This is a genomic window from Sphingobacterium sp. SRCM116780, assembly GCF_021442025.1.
GTDB lineage: Bacteria > Bacteroidota > Bacteroidia > Sphingobacteriales > Sphingobacteriaceae > Sphingobacterium.
Window position 1 is genome coordinate 1,619,602 of sequence record NZ_CP090446.1, and the last position, 20,655, is coordinate 1,640,256.

Annotated in this window: 18 protein-coding genes; 7 read left to right on the plus strand and 11 right to left on the minus strand. The window is 34.4% G+C overall.

Going from position 1 to position 20,655, the window contains the following annotated elements:
• Positions 1-18 precede the first annotated feature (18 nt).
• Complete coding sequence (locus LZQ00_RS07165) at positions 19-543, minus strand: NADH-quinone oxidoreductase subunit C (protein ID WP_317259292.1); 525 nt, start codon at positions 541-543, stop codon at positions 19-21.
• Complete coding sequence (gene pdxH, locus LZQ00_RS07170) at positions 516-1,169, minus strand: pyridoxamine 5'-phosphate oxidase (RefSeq protein ID WP_234513973.1); 654 nt, start codon at positions 1,167-1,169, stop codon at positions 516-518. The genes LZQ00_RS07165 and pdxH overlap by 28 nt, the downstream gene beginning before the upstream one ends.
• Before the next feature lie 126 nt (positions 1,170-1,295).
• Here pdxH and LZQ00_RS07175 point away from each other — a divergent pair, with 126 nt between their 5' ends.
• The 4 genes from LZQ00_RS07175 (at position 1,296) to LZQ00_RS07190 (ending at position 4,761) form a co-directional block, all read left to right on the plus strand.
• Positions 1,296-1,862: a YqgE/AlgH family protein gene (locus LZQ00_RS07175; RefSeq protein WP_234513975.1), complete on the plus strand. Its 567-nt coding sequence runs from the start codon at positions 1,296-1,298 to the stop codon at positions 1,860-1,862.
• Positions 1,863-2,086: 224 nt separating this feature from the next.
• Positions 2,087-2,536, plus strand: a complete 450-nt coding sequence (locus LZQ00_RS07180; protein ID WP_234513977.1) for a cold-shock protein — start codon at positions 2,087-2,089, stop codon at positions 2,534-2,536.
• Positions 2,537-2,774: 238 nt separating this feature from the next.
• Positions 2,775-3,680, plus strand: a complete 906-nt coding sequence (locus LZQ00_RS07185; RefSeq protein ID WP_234513979.1) for a helix-turn-helix domain-containing protein — start codon at positions 2,775-2,777, stop codon at positions 3,678-3,680.
• Positions 3,681-3,759: 79 nt separating this feature from the next.
• Positions 3,760-4,761: an aldo/keto reductase gene (locus tag LZQ00_RS07190; RefSeq protein WP_234513981.1), complete on the plus strand. Its 1,002-nt coding sequence runs from the start codon at positions 3,760-3,762 to the stop codon at positions 4,759-4,761.
• 73 nt (positions 4,762-4,834) lie between these two features.
• On the opposite strand, the gene LZQ00_RS07195 is transcribed toward LZQ00_RS07190, so the two are convergent.
• The 3 genes from LZQ00_RS07195 to LZQ00_RS07205 form a co-directional block, all read right to left on the minus strand.
• Positions 4,835-6,346, minus strand: a complete 1,512-nt coding sequence (locus LZQ00_RS07195; RefSeq protein WP_234513983.1) for a carbon-nitrogen hydrolase family protein — start codon at positions 6,344-6,346, stop codon at positions 4,835-4,837.
• Positions 6,347-6,477: 131 nt separating this feature from the next.
• Positions 6,478-6,810: a DUF3467 domain-containing protein gene (locus LZQ00_RS07200; protein WP_234513985.1), complete on the minus strand. Its 333-nt coding sequence runs from the start codon at positions 6,808-6,810 to the stop codon at positions 6,478-6,480.
• A gap of 36 nt (positions 6,811-6,846) precedes the next feature.
• A complete protein-coding gene (locus tag LZQ00_RS07205; RefSeq protein WP_234513987.1) occupies positions 6,847-7,962 on the minus strand; it encodes a M42 family metallopeptidase in 1,116 nt (371 codons plus the stop codon).
• A 188-nt stretch (positions 7,963-8,150) separates the two neighbouring features.
• Here LZQ00_RS07205 and lgt point away from each other — a divergent pair, with 188 nt between their 5' ends.
• Positions 8,151-8,975: a prolipoprotein diacylglyceryl transferase gene (lgt, locus tag LZQ00_RS07210; RefSeq protein ID WP_234513989.1), complete on the plus strand. Its 825-nt coding sequence runs from the start codon at positions 8,151-8,153 to the stop codon at positions 8,973-8,975.
• 225 nt (positions 8,976-9,200) lie between these two features.
• Here lgt and LZQ00_RS07215 read toward each other — a convergent pair whose 3' ends face one another.
• Positions 9,201-12,494, minus strand: a complete 3,294-nt coding sequence (locus tag LZQ00_RS07215) for a carboxypeptidase regulatory-like domain-containing protein (protein ID WP_234513991.1) — start codon at positions 12,492-12,494, stop codon at positions 9,201-9,203.
• Between the two features lie 327 nt (positions 12,495-12,821).
• A complete protein-coding gene (locus tag LZQ00_RS07220; RefSeq protein ID WP_234513993.1) occupies positions 12,822-13,544 on the minus strand; it encodes a prolyl oligopeptidase family serine peptidase in 723 nt (240 codons plus the stop codon).
• Between the two features lie 105 nt (positions 13,545-13,649).
• Here LZQ00_RS07220 and LZQ00_RS07225 point away from each other — a divergent pair, with 105 nt between their 5' ends.
• Positions 13,650-14,882 carry an exonuclease SbcCD subunit D gene (locus LZQ00_RS07225; RefSeq protein WP_234513995.1) on the plus strand — a complete coding sequence of 411 codons (1,233 nt, stop codon included), beginning with the start codon at positions 13,650-13,652 and terminating at the stop codon, positions 14,880-14,882.
• 3 nt (positions 14,883-14,885) lie between these two features.
• The gene (locus tag LZQ00_RS07230) at positions 14,886-17,924 is read left to right on the plus strand and encodes an AAA family ATPase (protein ID WP_234513997.1); all 3,039 of its coding nucleotides are present in this window, start codon (positions 14,886-14,888) and stop codon (positions 17,922-17,924) included.
• Positions 17,925-17,992: 68 nt separating this feature from the next.
• Here LZQ00_RS07230 and LZQ00_RS07235 read toward each other — a convergent pair whose 3' ends face one another.
• The 4 genes from LZQ00_RS07235 to plsY all read right to left on the minus strand — a co-directional run bounded on the left by LZQ00_RS07235 (position 17,993) and on the right by plsY (position 20,644).
• Positions 17,993-18,292: a hypothetical protein gene (locus tag LZQ00_RS07235; RefSeq protein ID WP_234513999.1), complete on the minus strand. Its 300-nt coding sequence runs from the start codon at positions 18,290-18,292 to the stop codon at positions 17,993-17,995.
• Between the two features lie 62 nt (positions 18,293-18,354).
• Positions 18,355-19,017, minus strand: coding sequence for a DUF937 domain-containing protein (locus tag LZQ00_RS07240; protein ID WP_234514001.1), 663 nt, complete (start codon positions 19,015-19,017; stop codon positions 18,355-18,357).
• A 135-nt stretch (positions 19,018-19,152) separates the two neighbouring features.
• Positions 19,153-19,947: a M48 family metallopeptidase gene (locus LZQ00_RS07245; RefSeq protein ID WP_234514003.1), complete on the minus strand. Its 795-nt coding sequence runs from the start codon at positions 19,945-19,947 to the stop codon at positions 19,153-19,155.
• Positions 19,948-19,999: 52 nt separating this feature from the next.
• Positions 20,000-20,644 carry a glycerol-3-phosphate 1-O-acyltransferase PlsY gene (plsY, locus tag LZQ00_RS07250; protein ID WP_234514004.1) on the minus strand — a complete coding sequence of 215 codons (645 nt, stop codon included), beginning with the start codon at positions 20,642-20,644 and terminating at the stop codon, positions 20,000-20,002.
• Positions 20,645-20,655 lie beyond the last annotated feature (11 nt).

Genomic DNA, 20,655 nt, shown 5'->3' on the forward strand with positions numbered 1-20,655 from the left:
TGGTAATCGAATTGTTATTTATTTAATAGCTATTCCATGATAACTTTCGGGATCCTGATAATCTTTTCTTAGCGGATGACCTTCCCAGTCATCGGGAAGCAAAATACGTCGTAAATCGGGATGATTAACAAAGAATATTCCCATTAAATCAAACGCTTCTCGCTCATGCCAATTTGCCGTTTTCCATACAGCAGAAACAGACGGAATTTCTGGCAAATTATTTAAATCACGATCATTTTCTACTTCTATCTTTAAAACTACAGTATGTCTATAAGGGATGGATGTCAAATGATAAGTGACTAAAAATCCATGTTCATTCAGATCAACTGCAGAAATATTATTTAAAAAATCAAAATATAAAACTTCTTGGTCTCGTAAATAATAACAAATTTCCTCCAGACGTAAAGCATCAATATAAATAGCAGATTGCAGACCAGATTCTTCTACTCTCAAAACAGCCTCTTCACCAAACTGCTCTTTTATTAAATTTGAAATTTCTTGCGTACCCATGATTGCTATGGTGCTAAACGGATTATTTTCCAAGAATCTTCTATTTTCTGGAAGGCAATTCTATCATGAAGACGACTTGATCTCCCCTGCCAAAATTCAAGATAAATAGGTTTAATTAAAAAGCCACCCCAAGATTCAGGACGAGGGATAATATCTTGATTTTCAAATTCTTTTTCAAGATCTACGACACGACTTTCCAAAAAATTTCTATTTGGAATCGTTTCACTTTGCGGGGAAGCTATAGCACCTATTCGACTACCTTTAGGTCTTGATTGAAAATATTCATTAGAATCTTCCTCTGACAATCTTTCAATCAATCCTTCTATACGAACCTGACGTTGCAATTCTGGCCAAAAAAATAAAGCAGCAACATGAGGATTACCCTCCACCTCTATACCCTTACGACTATTATAATTTGTAAAAAAACTAAAACCGTTTTCCTTTAGATCTTTCAACAATACCACCCGAGATGATGGTAATGAAAAAGCCCCTACTGTAGATAAAACCATTGCATTGGGTTCAATAACCTCACTATGAACAGCTTCATTAAACCATTTTTCAAATTGTACTAAAGGATCATTGCTAACATCGCTTTCAGATAGATTACCTAATGCATAATCCTGTCGAATAGCAGCAATATCTTTATGTTCGATTGCCATGACTTTTAATTTTTATATGTCACAAACATACTAAATTCACTTATTTTAATCGACTAATCTAGTATAAATTAATTTTTCAATGACTTTGGCATTAATTTTATAGTATTTAAATGTAATTAAAATAAAATGTTTAGCGAACTTGATCCACAAACAGGATGTTTATTAATATCCGAACCCTTTATGCTTGATCCACATTTTGAAAGATCAGTGATCTTGTTATGTGACCATGATCAGAAAGAAGGGACATTAGGATTTATTCTCAATCAAAAAGTTGTTGGAACTGTTGGAGACTTAATTAAAGAAATCTCAGGTTGTTCATTCCCCCTACATATTGGAGGTCCAGTTGCGCAGAATGAGTTATTCTTCATTCATGCTAGATTTGATTTACTATTAAGTGGAGAAGAAATACGGGAGAATATATACTTTGGAGGAGATGCGGAACTCCTATTTTCCTTGATAAATGAGAACAAAATAAAGGAAGAAGATATCAAGTTTTTCATCGGTTATTCTGGCTGGCAACCTGATCAATTGGACAAGGAAATAAAAGAAAATAGCTGGGCTGTACAGAACAAATTTCATTCTTCATTAGTCTTTGAAAATGACACCGAACTACTTTGGAAACAATCAGTTATAAGTTTAGGTGCAAAATATGCACATGTTGCTAATTTCCCTAAATCTCCTAACTTAAATTAAATTATTTTTTTGACCTATATTTTTTATAATAAAATATGATGTTGATTATTTTTTAGTATATTTGTGACAATAAGCAGAGTCCCTACGTTTTAAAACAATTCAATTATCTTGTTCGAGATATGGCTTTCACCTTTTGATTTTAGTTAACTCACTGACTTTTGTTTATTTTAAACTGCTAAAATTGAGTGGTTTTATATGGTATAATATTAATTTTAAATAAATAAATGAGTAGTTCAGAAAGCTTTAGCAAAAAAGAAAAAGAGAAAAAAAAGTTAAAAAAGAAACAAGATAAAGAGCAAAAAAAAGAAGACAGAAAGAACAATACCGATAAAGGTAAAAGTTTAGAAGAGATGTTTGCTTATGTCGATGAATTTGGAAATATAACTTCAACACCTCCAGATCCTACAAAAAAACAAAAAATTAATGTAGAAGATATTGCTATATCAACTGCTAAATATGAAGCAAATCCAGAAGATTTAATTAAATCTGGTATCGTGAACTTTTACAATACAGATAAAGGATTTGGTTTTATTCGTGACCTTAAAACTCAAGATAAAATATTTTTCCACGTTAATGGTTTAATCGACGCTGTTAAAGAAAATGATAAAGTAACATTTGAAACGGAAAAAGGACTTAAAGGTCTGAATGCGGTAAATGTTAAGTTACAAAAGTAATAACAAGCAATATAATTTAAGAGGGATTTATTCATTAAATCCCTCTTTTGTTTTATACCCATTAGGATTGTTCTCCGCATTCCTAAATCGATCATTCTGCATAGAGAATAAATTCTTCCTAATTAATTTAAATATAAAAGTTAGATCCGCAGTTTTTCAATTGCAATCAATAAACTGACTTTAATTTGAAACACATTCAATTGAAAACCATTATATTTATTTCATAAAACAGCACGATATGAGTTCGGAAAACCTTCAAGATTTTTATCACAGATTACAGATACAAATTCCAGGAGAAAAAGACTATCCTTTAAAAAATGCTGATTATGGTCATATCAGCGTATTCTCTCGAGGGCATTGTAAACCCACCACACCATATATTAAGCGAGATTTTTTTAAGATTTCTTTGATTATAGGTCGAGGTGAATTGCATTATGCAGAGAGATGGATAAAGATCGATCGCCCTGCTTTACTTTTTTCGAATCCAATGATTCCTTATTCATGGGAAAATGTACAACATGATCAAAATGGATGGTTTTGTGTGTTTGATAACGATTTTATTAATAGCAATGGAAATTCACATATTTTTAAGGAATCGCGGTTGATGGATGTAAGTGAAAACCCTATTTATTTTCTAACTGATGATCAAGTAAAGTCATTGAACAGTTTATTTATGAAAATAGATGATACTTTGCAATCTGATTATGCTTTTCGTTTTGATTTAGCGAGGACGTATATTGAATTGTTGGTACACGAAGGGTTAAAGTTAAAACCCGTTGAAGTATACGAAATTGGCAATAAGGCAAGTTCAAGAATCTCACACTTGTTTCTTGAGCTATTAGAACGCCAATTCCCCATTCAGAATCAAGAGGGTTTACTATTGAAAAATCCAGCGGATTTTGCCGCACAGCTTTTTATTCACCCTAATCATTTGAATAAAGCACTAAAAGAAGAAACTGGAAAAACAACGAGTGAACTTATTGCAGAAAGGACGACTAGAGAAGCACAACGCCTTTTAAAGCAAACGGATTGGCAAATCGCTGAAATTGCCTATGCATTGGGTTTTGAATACCCTTCATATTTCAACAACTTCATAAAAAAACGAACACAAAGGACGCCCATGCAATTGCGACAAACAGTTTGATTAGTATAATTAATGACTTGATTAGTATAAGCTGTAAAGAAATGTTGCTCCTATCTTTGTTATATCAAAAAGATAAGATATGATATACAGAACATTAGGAAACACAAATGAACAAATTTCTGCAATTGGTTTAGGTTGTATGGGAATGAGTTTTGCATACGGCCCCTCTGATGAAGGACAAAGTATCGCTACATTAGAAAAGGCATTGGAAATTGGTCTTAATTTTTGGGACACAGCAGACATGTATGGCAATGGTGCGAATGAGGAATTAATTGCTAAAGTTTTAGTTCCAAACAGAGACAAAGTTTTTATCGCTACAAAATTTGGATTTCGCTTTAAGAATGGTATTGCAGCTCCTAGCAATTCATTAGAAACTTATTTTGATGGCTCACCTAAATGGATAAAAAGTGCTGTGGAACACAGTCTAAGAAGATTAAAAGTCGATGTTATAGATTTGTATTACGCACATCGTGTCGATCCCAACGTCCCTATTGAAGAGACTGTAGGTGCGATGTCAGATCTGGTAAAGGAAGGTAAAGTCAAATATTTAGGATTGAGCGAAGCTTCTCCTGAATCCATTCGAAAAGCGCACAAGATTCATCCGATCTCAGCATTACAAAATGAATACTCTATTTTATCCAGAGATGTTGAAAAAGAAGTCTTGAAAACAACACGTGAGCTAGGCATTAGTTTAGTCTGCTACTCTCCTCTTTCTCGGGGTTTGGTAACCAATACACTTCAGGTCGACAAACTTGATGATAACGATTTTAGAAAGATGCTTCCTCGATACCAAGGTAGCAATCTAGCAAACAATAATCAGTTGGCTCATGTATTCGCAGCTTTTGCTCAAAGCAAAAATATGACTGCAGCTCAATTGGCTTTAGCTTGGTTATTACATCAAGGTGATGATGTTATCCCTATACCAGGTACAAGGAGCGAAAAAAGGTTAATAGAAAATGCAGGAGCTATAGATTTCAAATTAAACGAACAAGAATTAAAGGAAATTGAAGATATCCTCAAAAAATACCCTCATATTGGAGAACGCTACACAGAAGCACAATATGGATTAGTCAACAATTAAATCAAAAAAGCACCATATTGGTGCTTTTTTGATTTAACAATAAGTACATGATCCAAATAAGATTATACTCATCCTATTTTAACAATTTTACCTCATACAGATCCTTTCTACGATCTTTCATTACTTTCACAGTCCCATACTCATGCAAATCTCGAAGTGCATACAAATCCACATCTGCAATTAACACCATTTCAGTATTTGGTGTCGCTTCCGCTTTAATTGCGTTGTTTGGAAAGGCAAAATCTGAGGGTGTAAAAACAGCAGACTGCGAATATTGAATATCCATATTATTTACCCGAGGTAAATTGCCAACTGAACCTGCAATGGCCACATAACATTCATTTTCAATGGCACGTGCTTGCGCACAAGTTCTCACTCGAATGTAGCCATTTTGTGTATCCGTCATAAACGGTACAAATAGAATTTGCATACCTTGATCTGCTAATATTCGACTCAACTCTGGAAATTCAACATCATAACAGATCAATAAACCAACCTTGCCACAATCGGTATCAAATACTTTAACCTCACTTCCACCGATCATACCGTAATATTTAGATTCATTAGGTGTAATATGTATTTTTTTAAACGAATCTAATTTCCCGTTTCTATGACATAAATAAGATATATTATACAATTTTTTATGCTCCATAATCGGCATTGATCCAGCAATAATATTGACATTATAAGAAACAGCCAATTGCTGAATCTTATCGATAATCTCCGCGGTTTTCTCCGCTAGTTTTTCCATCGCCAACCGTTCAGGAAGCTCATTGTATGGGCTCATTAAAGGTGAATTGAAAAACTCGGGGAACATAATAAAATCTGTTCCATAATCACTCACCGTATCAACAAAGAATTCAATCTGGTCATAGAAAGCTTCGATATTATCAAACAAGCGCATCTGCCATTGCACTAGCCCCAAACGGATCGTTTGTTTTGTTGTCGAAATAGATCGGGTCTCCGACTCGTAATAAATATTATTCCATTCCAATAACGTCGCAAATTCCATCGATTCGGAATCTTCAGGCAAGTAATGCTTCAGTATTTTTTTTACGTGAAAATCATTCGACAGTTGAAAAGTTAAGGTTGGGTCATAAATTTCTTTACGTTTTACCTTTTCAATATAAGTCCTAGGACTCATTTTATCCGAATAGTTATGATAATTTGGGATTCTTCCACCTGCCACTATAGACTTCAAGTTCATCTGTTCACATAATTCTTTTCTTGAATCATACAGACGTCTACCTAAACGAAGCGCACGATGGTCAGGGTGTACAAAAACTTCTATACCATATAAGGTGTCACCGTCATCATTATGTTTAGAAAATTTACCGTTGTCAATGATCTCGTAATAACTGTCGTAGATATTATTCTTTTTTGAGTTTAAAATAATCGACAATGCACAAGCCACTACGTGGCCATCGATCTCTACACACAATTGTCCTTCAGGAAATAGATCGATTAAGTCAACGATATTTTCTCGTGTCCATACCTCTCCCCCTGTACCTTGATAAGCTTCTGTCATTGATCTTCTCAAATCAACATAATCCTTCTTCGTCAAGTTCCTAACCTGAATATCCATAAAGTAAAATTTTTTAGTTACCTAGTTAAAACAAAATTCACGCCTAAAAGACTTTTAAGCAAAAAGAGCTAGAACAATGATGTCCTAGCTCTTTCCTTACGGTTTCTTTATCGCTTTAAAAGCAATAATATTTACGCTTGACCAGTTGTTCCACCAAAAGGGAAAGCTACAGTTGGATCACCACCGATAACTGTAGCATCAGAAACCTGATTACCAGCAGCAGCGATAGCATCAAAGCGAGTCACATTATCTTGCAATGCACCTAACAAACGTTTAGCATGTTCAGGTGTCAAAACGATTCTAGATTTCACTTTAGCTTTCGGCACACCTGGCATTACACGTACGAAATCAATCACAAATTCTGTGTTTGAGTGTGTAATGATCGCTAGATTTGAGTAGATTCCTTCTGCTACTTCTTCTGTCAACTCGATACTCAATTCGTTTTGATTTTGATTATTTTCCATAAAATTTATTATAAGTATTTAATATATGTTTTTATTCTAGTTGGTAAAAGTTCTAAAATCTTGTCCTGCCTTAATATTCAACAATGTCTCATAAATCAAACGGATAACATTATCAACATCCTCTTTATGTACCATTTCTACTGTTGTATGCATATAACGTAAAGGAAGAGAAATCAACGCAGAAGGCACACCCCCATTACTATACGCAAAAGCATCTGTATCTGTTCCAGTAGAACGTGACGATGCCTGACGTTGAAATGGAATCGCATTTTTTTCTGCGACTTTCACCAACAGCTTATTCAGATTAATCTGAACGGCTGGCGCATATGACAATACTGGGCCAGCTCCTGATGCCAGATCTCCTTGCGTGACTTTATTGATCATTGGCGTTTGTGTATCATGCGTCACATCCGTTACTATCGCCACATTAGGCTTGATACGATCAGCAATCATTTCCGCGCCACGAAGACCAATTTCTTCCTGAACCGAATTTACAATATATAATCCAAAAGGCAAATCTTTTTTATTTTCCTTTAATAATCGAGCCACCTCTGCAATCATGAAACCACCAGCGCGATTGTCCATTGCGCGACCTACATAATAGCGATTATTTAAAATACTGAATTCATCTTCATAAGTAATGACACAGCCAACATGAACACCTAACGCTTCTACTTCCTCTTTAGAAATACATCCACAATCCAAGAAAATATTCTTCAAAGTAGGTGATTCTTCTTTTTCTCCAGATCGAGTGTGTATAGCAGGCCATCCAAAAACAGCTTTTACAAACCCTTTATCTGTGTGGATATTCACCTTCTTTGACGGTGCTATCTGATGATCGGAACCACCATTACGAATAACAGAGATCAACCCATCTTTACTAATATAGTTGACAAACCAAGAAATCTCATCTGCATGTGCCTCAATGACTACTTTGTAATCAGCTTTGGGATTGATCACACCTACAGCTGTACCATAATTATCTGTAAATGTTTCGTCAACATACGGTTTTAAATAATCTAACCAAAGTCGTTGTCCCTCCCATTCGAATCCTGTAGGTGAAGGATTATTAATATATTTTTCAAAAAAAGAAATGGAATCCTTTGTTACGATAGAAATATGCTTATCTGCTTTCTTCTTCTTATCTGCCATGCTCATTATTTAATTATCGTCGTCAAATTATGAAAAATTATAATAAAGACAAAAGCAAAAGCAGATTTTATTTCGAAGAAAGCATAGATAGCAAAATCTGACCCCTTTTACACGGGTTCCTTTCAAAATCATAGTTTGAAAATGATTTTAAACATTATATTTACAGCTGTAAAAATTAATTAGATAATATGGAGAGTTTATTCAGCGTCATTCACTGGAATTTAGATCATGAAATATTTAAAATAGGCACATTCGGTCTTCGTTATTATTCATTATGTTGGTTAGCAGCATTTGGAGTATCGTATATAATTATGCTTAAAATATTTAAAAATGAAAATAAGAGTCAAGAATTGTTGGACAAATTAAGCATTTATATATTTTTAGGCACTTTAATAGGTGCCAGATTAGGACATTGTCTTTTCTATGAATTTGATTATTATAAAGACCACTTATTGGAGATAGTGTTACCATTCAGATTTGTCAATAGTCAATTTCAAATGACTGGATTTGCGGGACTGGCAAGTCATGGAGGAGCTATAGGTATATTAGCAGCTTTATATTTATTCTGTCGTAAAACCAAAACAGATTTTCTATGGCTAGCAGATCGTCTTGTTGTTGTCGTACCGATTGCTGGTGCTCTTATTCGTATTGGTAACTTTTTTAATTCCGAGATGATTGGCCCTAAAACGGATAAACCTTGGGCAGTCATATTTGAACAGATCGATCAAGTACCGCGTCATCCAGGGCAGCTATATGAGGCTATTGCTTATATCATTATCTTTTTCATTATTGTTTACTTATTTAGAAGCAAGAAAATACAAAAACCGGGTGCCCTAATGGGTATTTTCTTTGTTTTACTATTCTCCGCTCGACTATATCTTGAAAACTTCAAAATTGATCAAGAAGATTTTGAACAAGGTATGGCACTCAATATGGGACAGCTATTAAGCATACCCTTTATTTTAGTTGGTTTGTATTTTATCTTTCGTAAATCAAAGGAAATAAAAGCTTAATAAGCTGACCTTTAGTCTATCAAAAAAAAGCTTAGTGATTTAAAAGAATCACTAAGCTTTTTTTTTGATATTAATGTAATAAACATGTTCTACACACATGAATAGTAATGTACTATACTACTTTACAACAAGTACATAGAGAAGATGGAACTGATTAAGAATACGTATAAAAGAAAAGGGGCTTTACAATGTAAAGCCCCTTTTCTTTTATAAAATCCTGATGTATTAATTGAAAGTGAACTTCACTCCAAATTGCATATAATATGTTGATGTTATTGATTCATTAACATATGTTGTTGATTTTATTGCATCACCATTATTGTAACCTATTTGGAAATTCGGTTTAACAGTACCATCAGGTGTTAGTGCACTCGTATTTTGAGGTCTTAACAACAAGGTATTTGAAGATTTGTAAATTCCCCAAGAAGAGTTAAACAAATTCCCGATATTAAATACATCCCAATAGAATTCTAAACCATTTTTTCCACCACCAATATTCTTAACGATTTCTTGTGATAAGCGGAAATCAAATTGATTTCTCCAAGGCATAGTACCACCATTACGCTCAGCATACTTTCCTTTACGTGATTTCAAATAGTCATCACCATCAATCATGTCAAAAAACATTTTAGATTGTTGTTCGGCAGTATAAGCTTCTGCATAATTTTTACCAGCACCTGCTTGAGAAGCAGGAATGTTAACGAAATTGATTTCAGATGCATCCTTAGGAACGTAAATTAAATCATTGTTGTTGCTATTATTATCTCTATTAAAATCACCACCATAAACATAGCTCATTCTTCCAGTTGACGAACCAGAGTAAAATAGCGTCATTGCAGTATTCAATTTACCAATCCAATTATTTTTATAAGATAGCATGCCTACTAAACGATTAGGAACAACATTGGTTGTAAAGCCTAATGAAGGGTCATTTGGATTTCCTGTATTTGTTGGAGGAATTGACCAAAGGTTAGCAATTTGATCCCCTGCTCCATCACCAAAGTTTTTAGCTCCAGAATGCGTGTAGGCGATTGATCCATTAAAACCATTCCAATTGTTCTTTTGCAATTGGAAAGTAACGGAATAATAGTGACCTCCGTTTGCATTGGTCATATACGTTGGATCAAAGCGACCTGTTGCGCCAGGTGTAACCTGACCTGCACTTGTTAATTTATTGATATATTTGTCAGCTGTTGCTGATGGATAAATATATCTATTGTCATTATATCCAGCAATATTTAAACGAGTTGGATCAACTAAATTTACATTTTTTGCAACAACAGCGTTGATATCTTTATTATAGATCGCTTCAACAGTTGCTTGGATTCCCCAAGGTAATGTATAATCAACCGCTAAACTTGATTTCCAAGCAGATGGAAATTTAAGATCTTTATCCATCGCTGAGATATTAGAAGGAATAATTGTTCCAGCTTCAGGAATTGTTGAAGGATAATTGGCTTTGATATCTGGAGAGAAGTTTGGCATTTCCGATGCTTGGAAAATCTTAGTTGCTTGAAGCATACCCGCATCTCCTGATTGAGCAACAATCCAAACAAATGGAATACGACCTGTAAATATACCAGTACCTCCTCGAACGATCAATGAACGATCTCCTAGTGCATCGTAATTAAAACCAATACGAGGAGAAACCATTAATCTTGATTTCGGCATCGCACCTGTATTCAATTTCAAACCATTAGCAAAAGTTAGATCTGCCACTAGCGGATGAGTTTTCATTTCGGAAACATCCGGATAGGTAGGTAACTCCAAACGAATACCTCCTGTTAATTTCAATTTACTGTTTACAGTATACTGATCTTGTGCAAAGAACGAGAATTGATCAAATCGGAAAGAAGGAAAGGCTTGAGAACCATCTGCTGTCAAAGGATAGGTTAAAGCGTAGTTTGCAGGTTTATTTCCATTTACAAAATCATCCCAAGAATTGAAAAGATAATATCCTGCACCAAAACGTTGGAAACCATTTTTCGTTTTACTTGTTTCATATTGCACTCCGTAAGTAAAATCATGTTTACCTAAAGCATAATTACCATCCCAATATGCAGTAAGTGTTTCTACATCTCGAAGATTTCCATAAGTAAAAGGTTCGTAACCAAAAGTCGTAATAATATTATCACCTTCTTTAACATCCACTAATGGAAAATCTGCTCCAGCTGAAGAACGAGGTTCATTTTGATTGACATAAGCAACACGAACCGTATTATTAGTATTTCCCCATTTACCCGTGTATTCTACTACACCTGAATATAAATTGGTTTCTTGAAAATAGTTTGAATTACTAAAGCTTAATGCATTTGTTCCTGTACGACTTAAGTTAGATACACCTGAACCTGTAAAAGAGTTACTAATAGTAGCAGGTGATTTTCCTTTAACTTGGTTATATCTAAAGTTAATTTTGTGATTATTAGAAATATTCCAATCTATTTTGGCAAATAGTTTATCATTATTGCTTTTGTTTGAGTACCCTTGATAAGCACCTGGATCATAACCATATTTAGAGATTAAATAATCATGAACCTCGTTCATAAATTGAGATGTAGGTCTTGCAATATTTGTATTTCCTTGACCATACATTCTATTATTTTCATCATCAGCAATTTTAGTTGGCCCTGGTTCAGTGGTTTTATTTTGTTCTAAATTGACAAAGAAGAATAATTTATCCTTAATAATTGGTCCCCCTAAACTAACACCATATTGCTTTTCATGCATATCATTGAAAGGAACTTGTTTATCTTTAACACGAGTACCTTGTTGTTGATCTGAACGTCCTGTATAAAATGCAGATCCAAAAAATTGATTTCTACCTGAACGTGTTACAGCATTAACTGCTGCACCAGTAAAACCAGATTGACGAACATCAAATGGAGTCACATTGACCACAACTTGTTCAATAGCATCAATTGAAATTGGAGATCCATTTGCTGGCATATTTTGACCAATACCAAATTGATTATTAAAATTAGCGCCGTCCACTGTAAAATTATTGGATCGGTAATTACCTCCTCCAATTGCAGTACCATTCGCTTGTGGTGACAATCTTGTTAAATCATTGATACTTCTAGAAATAGAAGGGAGATTATCAATTTGTTGACGACCTACAACTGTAGCCGTTCCATTCTTTTCACTTTTAATCGCTCTTCCTGTTACAACAACCTCATCTAAGCTTGTTGAAGATTCTCCGAAGACAGGATTAAGAATGAATGGTTGTCCCAATTGCAAGTAAACATCATTGTAAACGATCGGTTGTTGTCCTACAAATGTAACCTCAACTTTGTAAGGTCCACCCACACGCATATTGGCTAAATTGAAACGTCCTGCTGCGTTTGCAGAACCTGAATACACAGTACCAGATGGTTCATGCGTTGCCTTAATGGTAGCTCCAGATGTAATCTGGCCCGAAGATTCTTTCACAATACCCGTTACACTACTCGTGGTTACCTGAGCGTGAATAGTACCATAACTTGCTAAAACAAGTGCAAAAAAGAGTAAAGGTTTTTTCATAAAGAAAAATTTTGTTAGTATGTTATGGCACAAAAGTAATAAGAGTATTTAACAAAGATTACACTTAACAAAAACTTAATATACGAATAGTAAGCTTGTTGTAATTTTAGTATTCACAACAATTATTTAAACAATTGTGAAAAGTGAAATTTTAACAAATTTTAACAACTAGATTTAGTATTTTATTATTTTTAAGACTTTGCAATTGAAAAAATAATAAAATTAGTTTTCACATTAAAATTCAGTTTATACTGAATATAAATTAAAAGAAATCGTTTGTTCTGTAATATTTGTAAAAATGGGAAATAAAAAAAGGATCTAATTTGTTTAAGATCCTTTTCTATTATGTTTGAAAAGCCAATTATAAATATCATCATGATGAAAGAGACGTTCTACACTTCCATGAGTGCCTCCAGGTATAATGGTCAAGGTTACATCTGCCTCAGGATCAGATTTTTTTATCGCTTTAACTATTTTCTTAGATTCTGACATAGGGACAGCGCGATCACGGTTTCCATGTTGTAGCCATAATGGAACTTGAGCCAGATTATCGGCATATTTTACATTTCCACCACCACATATTGCAACAGCAGCAGCTATCCGATCAGGATATTTACCAGCAACATCCATAGTTCCATATCCACCCATGCTCATGCCGCAAACATATACTCGATCGGGATCAGCATTGTAATTTTTAATCACATAATCCACAATCTCCATAACTTTATCAGGATCCCACCCACCTTTCGATTGTGGTGCAATGATGATCCCTGGTACTTCTTGTCCTTTATCCATCGCATATAATACACCATATCTCTTTACACGATCCAAATTTGTTCCCGAAAGGCTTCTACCATGTAAAAATACCACAATAGGTTGTTTATCTGTCTTCTCATTATCTGGTAAATTTAATAAAAAGGGATAGGAAGTTTCACCTTTTATGGCTTTCAATTGTGCTTGACAAAAGTGGCTGAATAGGCTAAATATCGTGATTAAAATGATATTCAAAAGCCAAGAAGTACGATTATTAGAATGTTTTATAATATGCATAAGAAACAAAAATACATTTTATTCTGAATCAGCAAAATAGTTATTAATCCAAATTAACTTCTTTTTTATAAAAAATTCGAGGTAATTTTAAACTTTCACAAAGATATGTCACTAAAAATACTACATACAGCTGATTGGCATTTGGGTAAACGACTGGACTATTTTTCCAGATTTGAAGAACAAAAAAAAGTACTGGAAGAGATTGTTGAAATTGCGGATGACCAAAAAGTAGACGTTATCCTTATTGCAGGTGATTTATTTGACACTTTCAATCCTCCTGTCGAAGCGATTGAATTACTCTATAAAACCTTAAAGCGATTAACAAAAAATGGTACAAGACCCGTCATTGCTATTGCAGGTAATCACGATTCCCCTGATCGTGTAGATGCACCCGATAGTTTGGCCAGAGATTGTGGTATTATCTTCGCAGGTAAACCTAATATGCAGTTTGTACCCTATCAAATAGAAAATGGTTTTGAAATCAGCAAAGGTGACATCGGTTTTTTAGAAATCAAATTTCCACATATCGATTTTCCATTGCGATTGATCGTGACAGCATTCGCTAATGAACATCGTCTTAAAGAGTATTTAGGTGAAGATGAACAAGAAGGGCTAAATGAAGTACTAGCACATAAATGGCAATCTTTGGCAGAGCAATATTGCGATAACCAAGGTGCTAATGTGTTAGTGGCACATCTTTATATGAATAAGAGAGGTGGTGCTGTATTGGAAGAACCTGAAGGAGAAAAACCATTACGTATTGGTTTTGCAGATACTGTATTTACAGATTGTATTCCCCCTCAAATTCAGTATACTGCACTGGGGCATTTACATCGTTATCAAGAAATAGGTGGACACATTTCCCCTGTTGTTTATTCCAGCAGTCCACTTTGTTATTCATTTTCGGAAGCTGGACAAGGTAAGAAAGTAGTCATCGTAGAACTAGAACCTAATAAAGAAGTCAACTATACCCCTATTGATATTCAATCCGGCAAAGATTTAGTCCGCAAAAGATTTGAATCGTTGGCAGATACCATTGATTGGTTAACAGCCAATCAAGATTGTTTAGTTGAACTGACACTTGTATCAGAAATCTCTTTAACACAAGCAGAAAAGAAACAAATCGAAGACAGTCATCAGGGAATTATCTATCTCATACCAGAAGTAAAAAGTAATATAGCTTTGAATCAAGAAGTCCATGTCTCTCGGAGAAGTAAAAGTATAAACGAGAACTTTTCAGATTACTATCGCTATAGAAACAACGATCAATTACCATCAGAAGAGTTGTTAGCTTTATTTAATGAAGTTTTAGGTATTCAAAAAGAGCAGGAGAATTAGGATATGTTGCCATTATATCTATCAATTGAAGGATTGTATTCCTATCAAGCCAAACAGGAAATTGATTTCACAAGCTTAACTGCTGCAGGCTTATTCGGCATTTTTGGGAAAGTAGGTTCAGGAAAATCTTCTATACTTGAAGCCATTACCTTTGTTTTATTTGGAAATACAAATCGTCTCAATAACAACAATAGAGCTTACAATATGATGAATCTGAATTCCAATCAATTGCGGATTGAATTTCATTTTATTGGTAAGGAAAACAAAAAATATGCATTTGAAGTATCATGGAAGAGAAATGGTAAGCAATTTGAAAAAGTGACAACTCCTATCCGGAAAGCTTATATTTTTGAAAATAATGAAAAAGTGCCATTAGAAAGTACTGATGCTGAAGTAATTCTAGGTATCTCATACAAAAACTTTAATCGTACAGTCATTGTACCACAGGGACAGTTTAAAGAGTTTCTTGAGCTGAAAGGTTCAGATCGTTCCAGTATGATGAAAGAGCTCTTCAATCTGGATCATTATGACCTCTTCTATAAAGTTGCTATACTCAATAAAGAAACTGAGCTGAAACTTCAAAATATTTCAGGGGCAGTTCAAACATTGGAAGATTATACGGAGGAAAGTATTGCAGGATTGCTCACGCAATTGGAGAAAGAAGAAAGTAATCTCAGCGAGGTAACGAAGCAGCATGTACAATTGGATCAGCACTATCAGAAGTTGTTAGAAGTACAGCAGCTCTACCAAGAGATTGTGGCAAAGAAAGAGACTTTTGCTAAGCTAAGCGCAACGCAAGTTGATATTGAAGCACTAAAAAGTAAGATTCAATTATTCCAAAAAGTCGAACGTATTTTTAAGAATTCACTTGATAATTTAGCAAAAGATCATAAAGCAGAGATACAGTTGCAAGAAGATATAGGTCGTGCACAACAACAGCTGGATACAGTCAATAATGCCTTATTAGCAGCAAATCATAAATTCAAACAGGTTGAAGACAACTTCAATCAGCTTGATAATAAAAAAATCGAAGTAGAAGATCTAAAAAATATTGTCCATTTCTTGCAATTGCAACTTGATATCAACAGGGACAATGAACGATTAGCTAATGGACAGCTTGCTCTTCAAGATGTCGAGAAAGAAATTTTAAAACAACAAACCTTTATTCAGGAAAAACAACAAGAAATCACAAAGTTAAAAGAAAGCCGCATTTCAAGTAGCCTACTGATTTCCATTAATGATTGGTACACGAAGCAAGAATTATATGTCAAGAGCCAGGAAGAATTACAGATTGATTTAGTCGCTAAACAAAAAGATCTTCAAGCTATTCGACTTTTATTTGAACAAGAGAATCTGGATCCGACAACCTGGAAAGAAAAACTTGAGCAATTGGAAACTACTACGGCCGATCGATTGGAAAAACTGCAGGAGGAAGAAAACAAAGTGCAGGTACAACAACAGTTGGCCAGCTATTCTCATGCGTTGACAGATGGTGAAGCATGCCCATTATGTGGTTCAGAGCATCATCCTCATATCATGCAGACTGAAGACGTTTCTATACGATTAAATACCGTGAAATCCGAAAAAACGAGGGCACTTGCGACAATACTTGAAATACAGCAACAGAGACAGCGACTTATTCAACTAGCAACAAACTTATCTAACTTACAAAAAGATGTGGATGTAAATGCAATAAAGTTGAAGACTGTTTCTGTGGACTTAGATCATCACCTCAAACAATTTACATGGAGCACATTTCAGCCTCATGACCGCGAAGCATTTGATCAGTGGAGACTACAAGCGGCAGCAGTAGAACAGAACTGTACAACCGCAGAAACAGCTTTAACATTATTCCTAAATGAACTCGAAGAACTAAAGATAAAAAAAGAAAAATACAACAAAGGATTAAACAACATTGCCCTATCAAAATCGGCGTTCGAAGGCAGTGCCGCTAGTCATCAGCTATTGATCAAACGGCTAAATCTATCAGATTTCAAGCAATTCCCTATTCCTAATATCGAAAACAAAATTGTACAATCACTTCAATCAATAACACATATTGAACAGGAATACAAGAAGTTGTCAGATGAAATAAATCATTTAAATATTACGGTAGCAACACATTCAACGACAAGTAAAACCTTAGAGATGCAGCTAAGTACTATGCAATTAAAAATTGAATCTCAACAAAAATTAATTGCCGAATTATTGAATGAATATAGTTTTGAATCTGTTTACACTGTGCAGCAAATCTTGCAACAGCAATTTGACCTAGATAAAGAGGAAGCACGCATCAGGCAATTTGAAGAGCAATTTACAGGATTGAAAGTAGCTTTGGAACAATTAGAAGAAAAGCTCAAACAGGAAACCGTCGATATCTCTCAAATAGCAATTGTAAAACAGGAATTACAACAAGCTAAAGAAGTAAAAGAAAAATTGATCGGTCAATTACAATCGTTGAAAGATCAACTCTTGGTCTCACAAAAAAGATATGCTGAAAAAATGCAGTTGCAAAGCGAATTTGGGGAATTGACAATCAGAAGTAAAAATTTAACTGTCCTTTCAAACCTATTTAAGGGAAATGGCTTTGTCGATTATATATCTACCCAATATCTCGAAGATTTATGTCAGATTGCAAATCAAAGATTCGAACGATTGACAAGAGGTCATCTCAAATTGATGATCAATCAAGATAATGACTTTGAAGTAATTGATCATCTCAATGGAGGTAAATCACGATCTGTCAAAACATTATCTGGAGGACAATTTTTCCAAGCATCTTTGTGCCTAGCTTTGGCTTTAGCAGAAAGTACACGTAGTTTAAATCAAAATGAAAAGAATTTCTTTTTTATAGATGAAGGATTTGGCACACAGGATACTGACGCCGTTCATCTTATTTTTGAGACTTTAAATACGCTACATAAAGAGAACCGTATAGTTGGTGTTATCTCTCATGTAGATGAATTGCAAGAACGAATTCCGACTGCTATAAAAGTGACTAAAGATGAAGAAAAAGGGAGTTTGATAACGCGTAATTTTTAAATAGAGAGCACAGCCATTTTATCCTGAAAATATAGTAAGCAAGAAAAGAGACTGAGGTCTCTTTTCTTTTATTGTTTATGCTCTATTTCTAAATTCAAGATTACATCTCGAACTTTACCTTCTACAAATGACAAATTACCAAGGACAAAAACACCTTTATTTGAACTGTTTTTTTCACTAATGCCATATACTGTATTTTCATCATCTGGATTTGAATCTCCTTCATAACGATAAATATAATCGATTTTAAAATTAGATGGATTACAAATTAATGTTTCCAATTCGATATTATAATCTACTATATAACCAGCATCTTTTAATTTGTCCAAAGCGACAGAAGCAGAGTCATAATTATTTATATTTTCCATAAAACTTATTTTAATCTTACTCTGAATAAACAGTTTAAGCAAATAAAAGTTTTATTTATATCTTATTTTTTAGCAAACATGCCCACGATATCATCGATTGCACTACCATCTTTATTCTTATCAAAGAAATCAGAAACTAGGTCTGTTAAACCTCCAGAAGTTTCTGCAGGTTGTTGTTGCTCCTCTTTCTTTTCTCCTCCAAGAAGATTTCCGATCAAATCACCAATTCCACCTGAAACAGCAGCACCTGAATTTCCTCCTAAAAAGCCTCCAAGGAGATCTCCTAAAGGATTACTTGCTCCCGTGTTTGTTGCGTTTGCTTTCTCTTTACCTAAATATCCCATAACAATAGGTGCTAAAGTAGCTAGGACACCTGTAATCTGTGCACTGCTAAAACCGCTTTTTTGAGACAAACCTTGCGCTACATAATCGGTATTAGCACCAAAAATATGTTGAACAATTTTATTACCATCTTCTGTTGGTCCTTGGTCAATTACTTGGTCAACATTATTTAGAATTTCACCTGTATGTTTTGTGTCCAAAGCATCAGCAAAACCTTTTGCTTGGCTACTATCGCCTTTACTTTGGTTATATTTGATTGCTCCTGCTATTAAAGGAACTGCAATCGCTAAAATCCAAGTGGCTTTACTTTCATCAATGCCTAATTTTTTGGCCAAACCAGCAGCAATTTGATTACCCAAACCGCCAGTTATTAAATCTGTCATTCCCATATTTTTCTTATTTTAATATATTAGTGGAACAAATTGAACAATAATTAAGCCAATGACACATTGACTCTTAGCTATAAAGCTACAAAAAAAGAGGTTCGTAAACCTCTTTTTCTTTCATTTTATAAAATTTTATTTTTTATAATATTTTAATGCTTCAGGAAGCAATTTTTGAATATCTGAAATACGTCTAGCATCACTTGGGTGGGTACTTAAAAACTCAGGAGTTCCTTTTGCTCCCCCACTAGACATACGTTCCCAAAACTTAACGGCTTCACTAGGATTGTAACCAGCCATTGCCATAATCACGAGTCCCATACGATCAGCTTCAGACTCATTCCCTCTTGAATATTTTAAAGACGTTAATTGTCCTCCGAGACCATACGCACCATTAATGATTCCTGCATAACTACTGCCCGAAGTCGCAGCTCCAAGCACACTTCCTAGTGCTTGTGTTGCATACTGTCTTGACATTTGCTCCATAGAGTGTCTTGCAATAGCATGTGCAATCTCATGCCCCATTACAGTCGCTAATCCAGTCTCATTTTGTGTAACTGGAAGAATACCTGAATAAACGGCAACTTTACCACCTGGCATACACCAAGCATTAATTTCATCACTTTGAACAAGATTAAATTCCCAATTGAAATTAAATTGATCAGCTAATCCTTGTTGTGTTAAATATTGATTAACAGCTACTGCTAATTTATTGCCTACCTTTTTTACTAAAGTTGCCTGACTGGTACCTGTAATTACTTTAGTTTTAGAAGAATTTAAAAACTCTTTATAAGAAGAGGCTGCTTGTTCTTGAATTTGGCTATCGCTAACCAAACTTAACTGCTTACGTCCTGTAATAGGAACAGTAGAACAAGATGCTAATGTAGCCCCAATCATTAGCATACTCGTATATTTAAAAACCTTTTTCATATATTGATCGTTATAGTCTATTTAACGAATAATAAGTATACAATTCCTATGCCTAAAATTTCTTTTTCCTTTTGAAAAGATAAACTTTAGATTCATGTCCTTTTAATAATCGTTCGATATTTTTCTGATGTGTAATTAAGATGAGGACGCAGATGGCAATACCATATAGTAAAACCGAAGGGATTGATGTTTTAAAAATAACAGCTATACTAAATGGAAAAGTAAAACCAGCCATGATGGAACTTAGTGATACATAATGAGTGGTTAATACAACTATAATGAAGACAGAAACACATAATAAAGCTGCAGGAGCATGAATAGCCAAAATCATCCCAAATAAGGTTGCTACTCCTTTACCACCCCTAAAGCCAGCAAATATGGGAAATAAATGCCCTAAAACAGCAATCACACCCAATGCTAATTGATAGTTTACAAATTGGATATTGCTTGTACTTTGTCCAGATTCTATTAAATAAGCTAAATTCGTAGACGTCCAACCTTTAAAAATGTCCACGAACATGACCACAGCACCTGCTTTAGGTCCTAAAACACGAAAAGTATTCGTTGCACCTGCATTTCCACTACCATACTCCCTTACGTCGACATCATAAAATGCCTGTCCAAACCACACAGCTGTAGGAATTGAGCCAAATAAATAAGCTAGTATTACCGCACTTACTAAATAAATAGAAATCATTAATTCTTTTT

Coding starts and splice junctions, on each gene's coding strand:
- pdxH (WP_234513973.1), bottom strand. CDS start 1,169: ATGGCAATCGAACATAAAGATATTGCTGCTATTCGACAGGATTATGCA.
- LZQ00_RS07175 (WP_234513975.1), top strand. CDS start 1,296: ATGTTTAGCGAACTTGATCCACAAACAGGATGTTTATTAATATCCGAA.
- LZQ00_RS07180 (WP_234513977.1), top strand. CDS start 2,087: ATGAGTAGTTCAGAAAGCTTTAGCAAAAAAGAAAAAGAGAAAAAAAAG.
- LZQ00_RS07185 (WP_234513979.1), top strand. CDS start 2,775: ATGAGTTCGGAAAACCTTCAAGATTTTTATCACAGATTACAGATACAA.
- LZQ00_RS07190 (WP_234513981.1), top strand. CDS start 3,760: ATGATATACAGAACATTAGGAAACACAAATGAACAAATTTCTGCAATT.
- LZQ00_RS07195 (WP_234513983.1), bottom strand. CDS start 6,346: ATGGATATTCAGGTTAGGAACTTGACGAAGAAGGATTATGTTGATTTG.
- LZQ00_RS07200 (WP_234513985.1), bottom strand. CDS start 6,810: ATGGAAAATAATCAAAATCAAAACGAATTGAGTATCGAGTTGACAGAA.
- LZQ00_RS07205 (WP_234513987.1), bottom strand. CDS start 7,962: ATGGCAGATAAGAAGAAGAAAGCAGATAAGCATATTTCTATCGTAACA.
- lgt (WP_234513989.1), top strand. CDS start 8,151: ATGGAGAGTTTATTCAGCGTCATTCACTGGAATTTAGATCATGAAATA.
- LZQ00_RS07215 (WP_234513991.1), bottom strand. CDS start 12,494: ATGAAAAAACCTTTACTCTTTTTTGCACTTGTTTTAGCAAGTTATGGT.
- LZQ00_RS07220 (WP_234513993.1), bottom strand. CDS start 13,544: ATGCATATTATAAAACATTCTAATAATCGTACTTCTTGGCTTTTGAAT.
- LZQ00_RS07225 (WP_234513995.1), top strand. CDS start 13,650: ATGTCACTAAAAATACTACATACAGCTGATTGGCATTTGGGTAAACGA.
- LZQ00_RS07230 (WP_234513997.1), top strand. CDS start 14,886: ATGTTGCCATTATATCTATCAATTGAAGGATTGTATTCCTATCAAGCC.
- LZQ00_RS07235 (WP_234513999.1), bottom strand. CDS start 18,292: ATGGAAAATATAAATAATTATGACTCTGCTTCTGTCGCTTTGGACAAA.
- LZQ00_RS07240 (WP_234514001.1), bottom strand. CDS start 19,017: ATGACAGATTTAATAACTGGCGGTTTGGGTAATCAAATTGCTGCTGGT.
- LZQ00_RS07245 (WP_234514003.1), bottom strand. CDS start 19,947: ATGAAAAAGGTTTTTAAATATACGAGTATGCTAATGATTGGGGCTACA.
- plsY (WP_234514004.1), bottom strand. CDS start 20,644: ATGATTTCTATTTATTTAGTAAGTGCGGTAATACTAGCTTATTTATTT.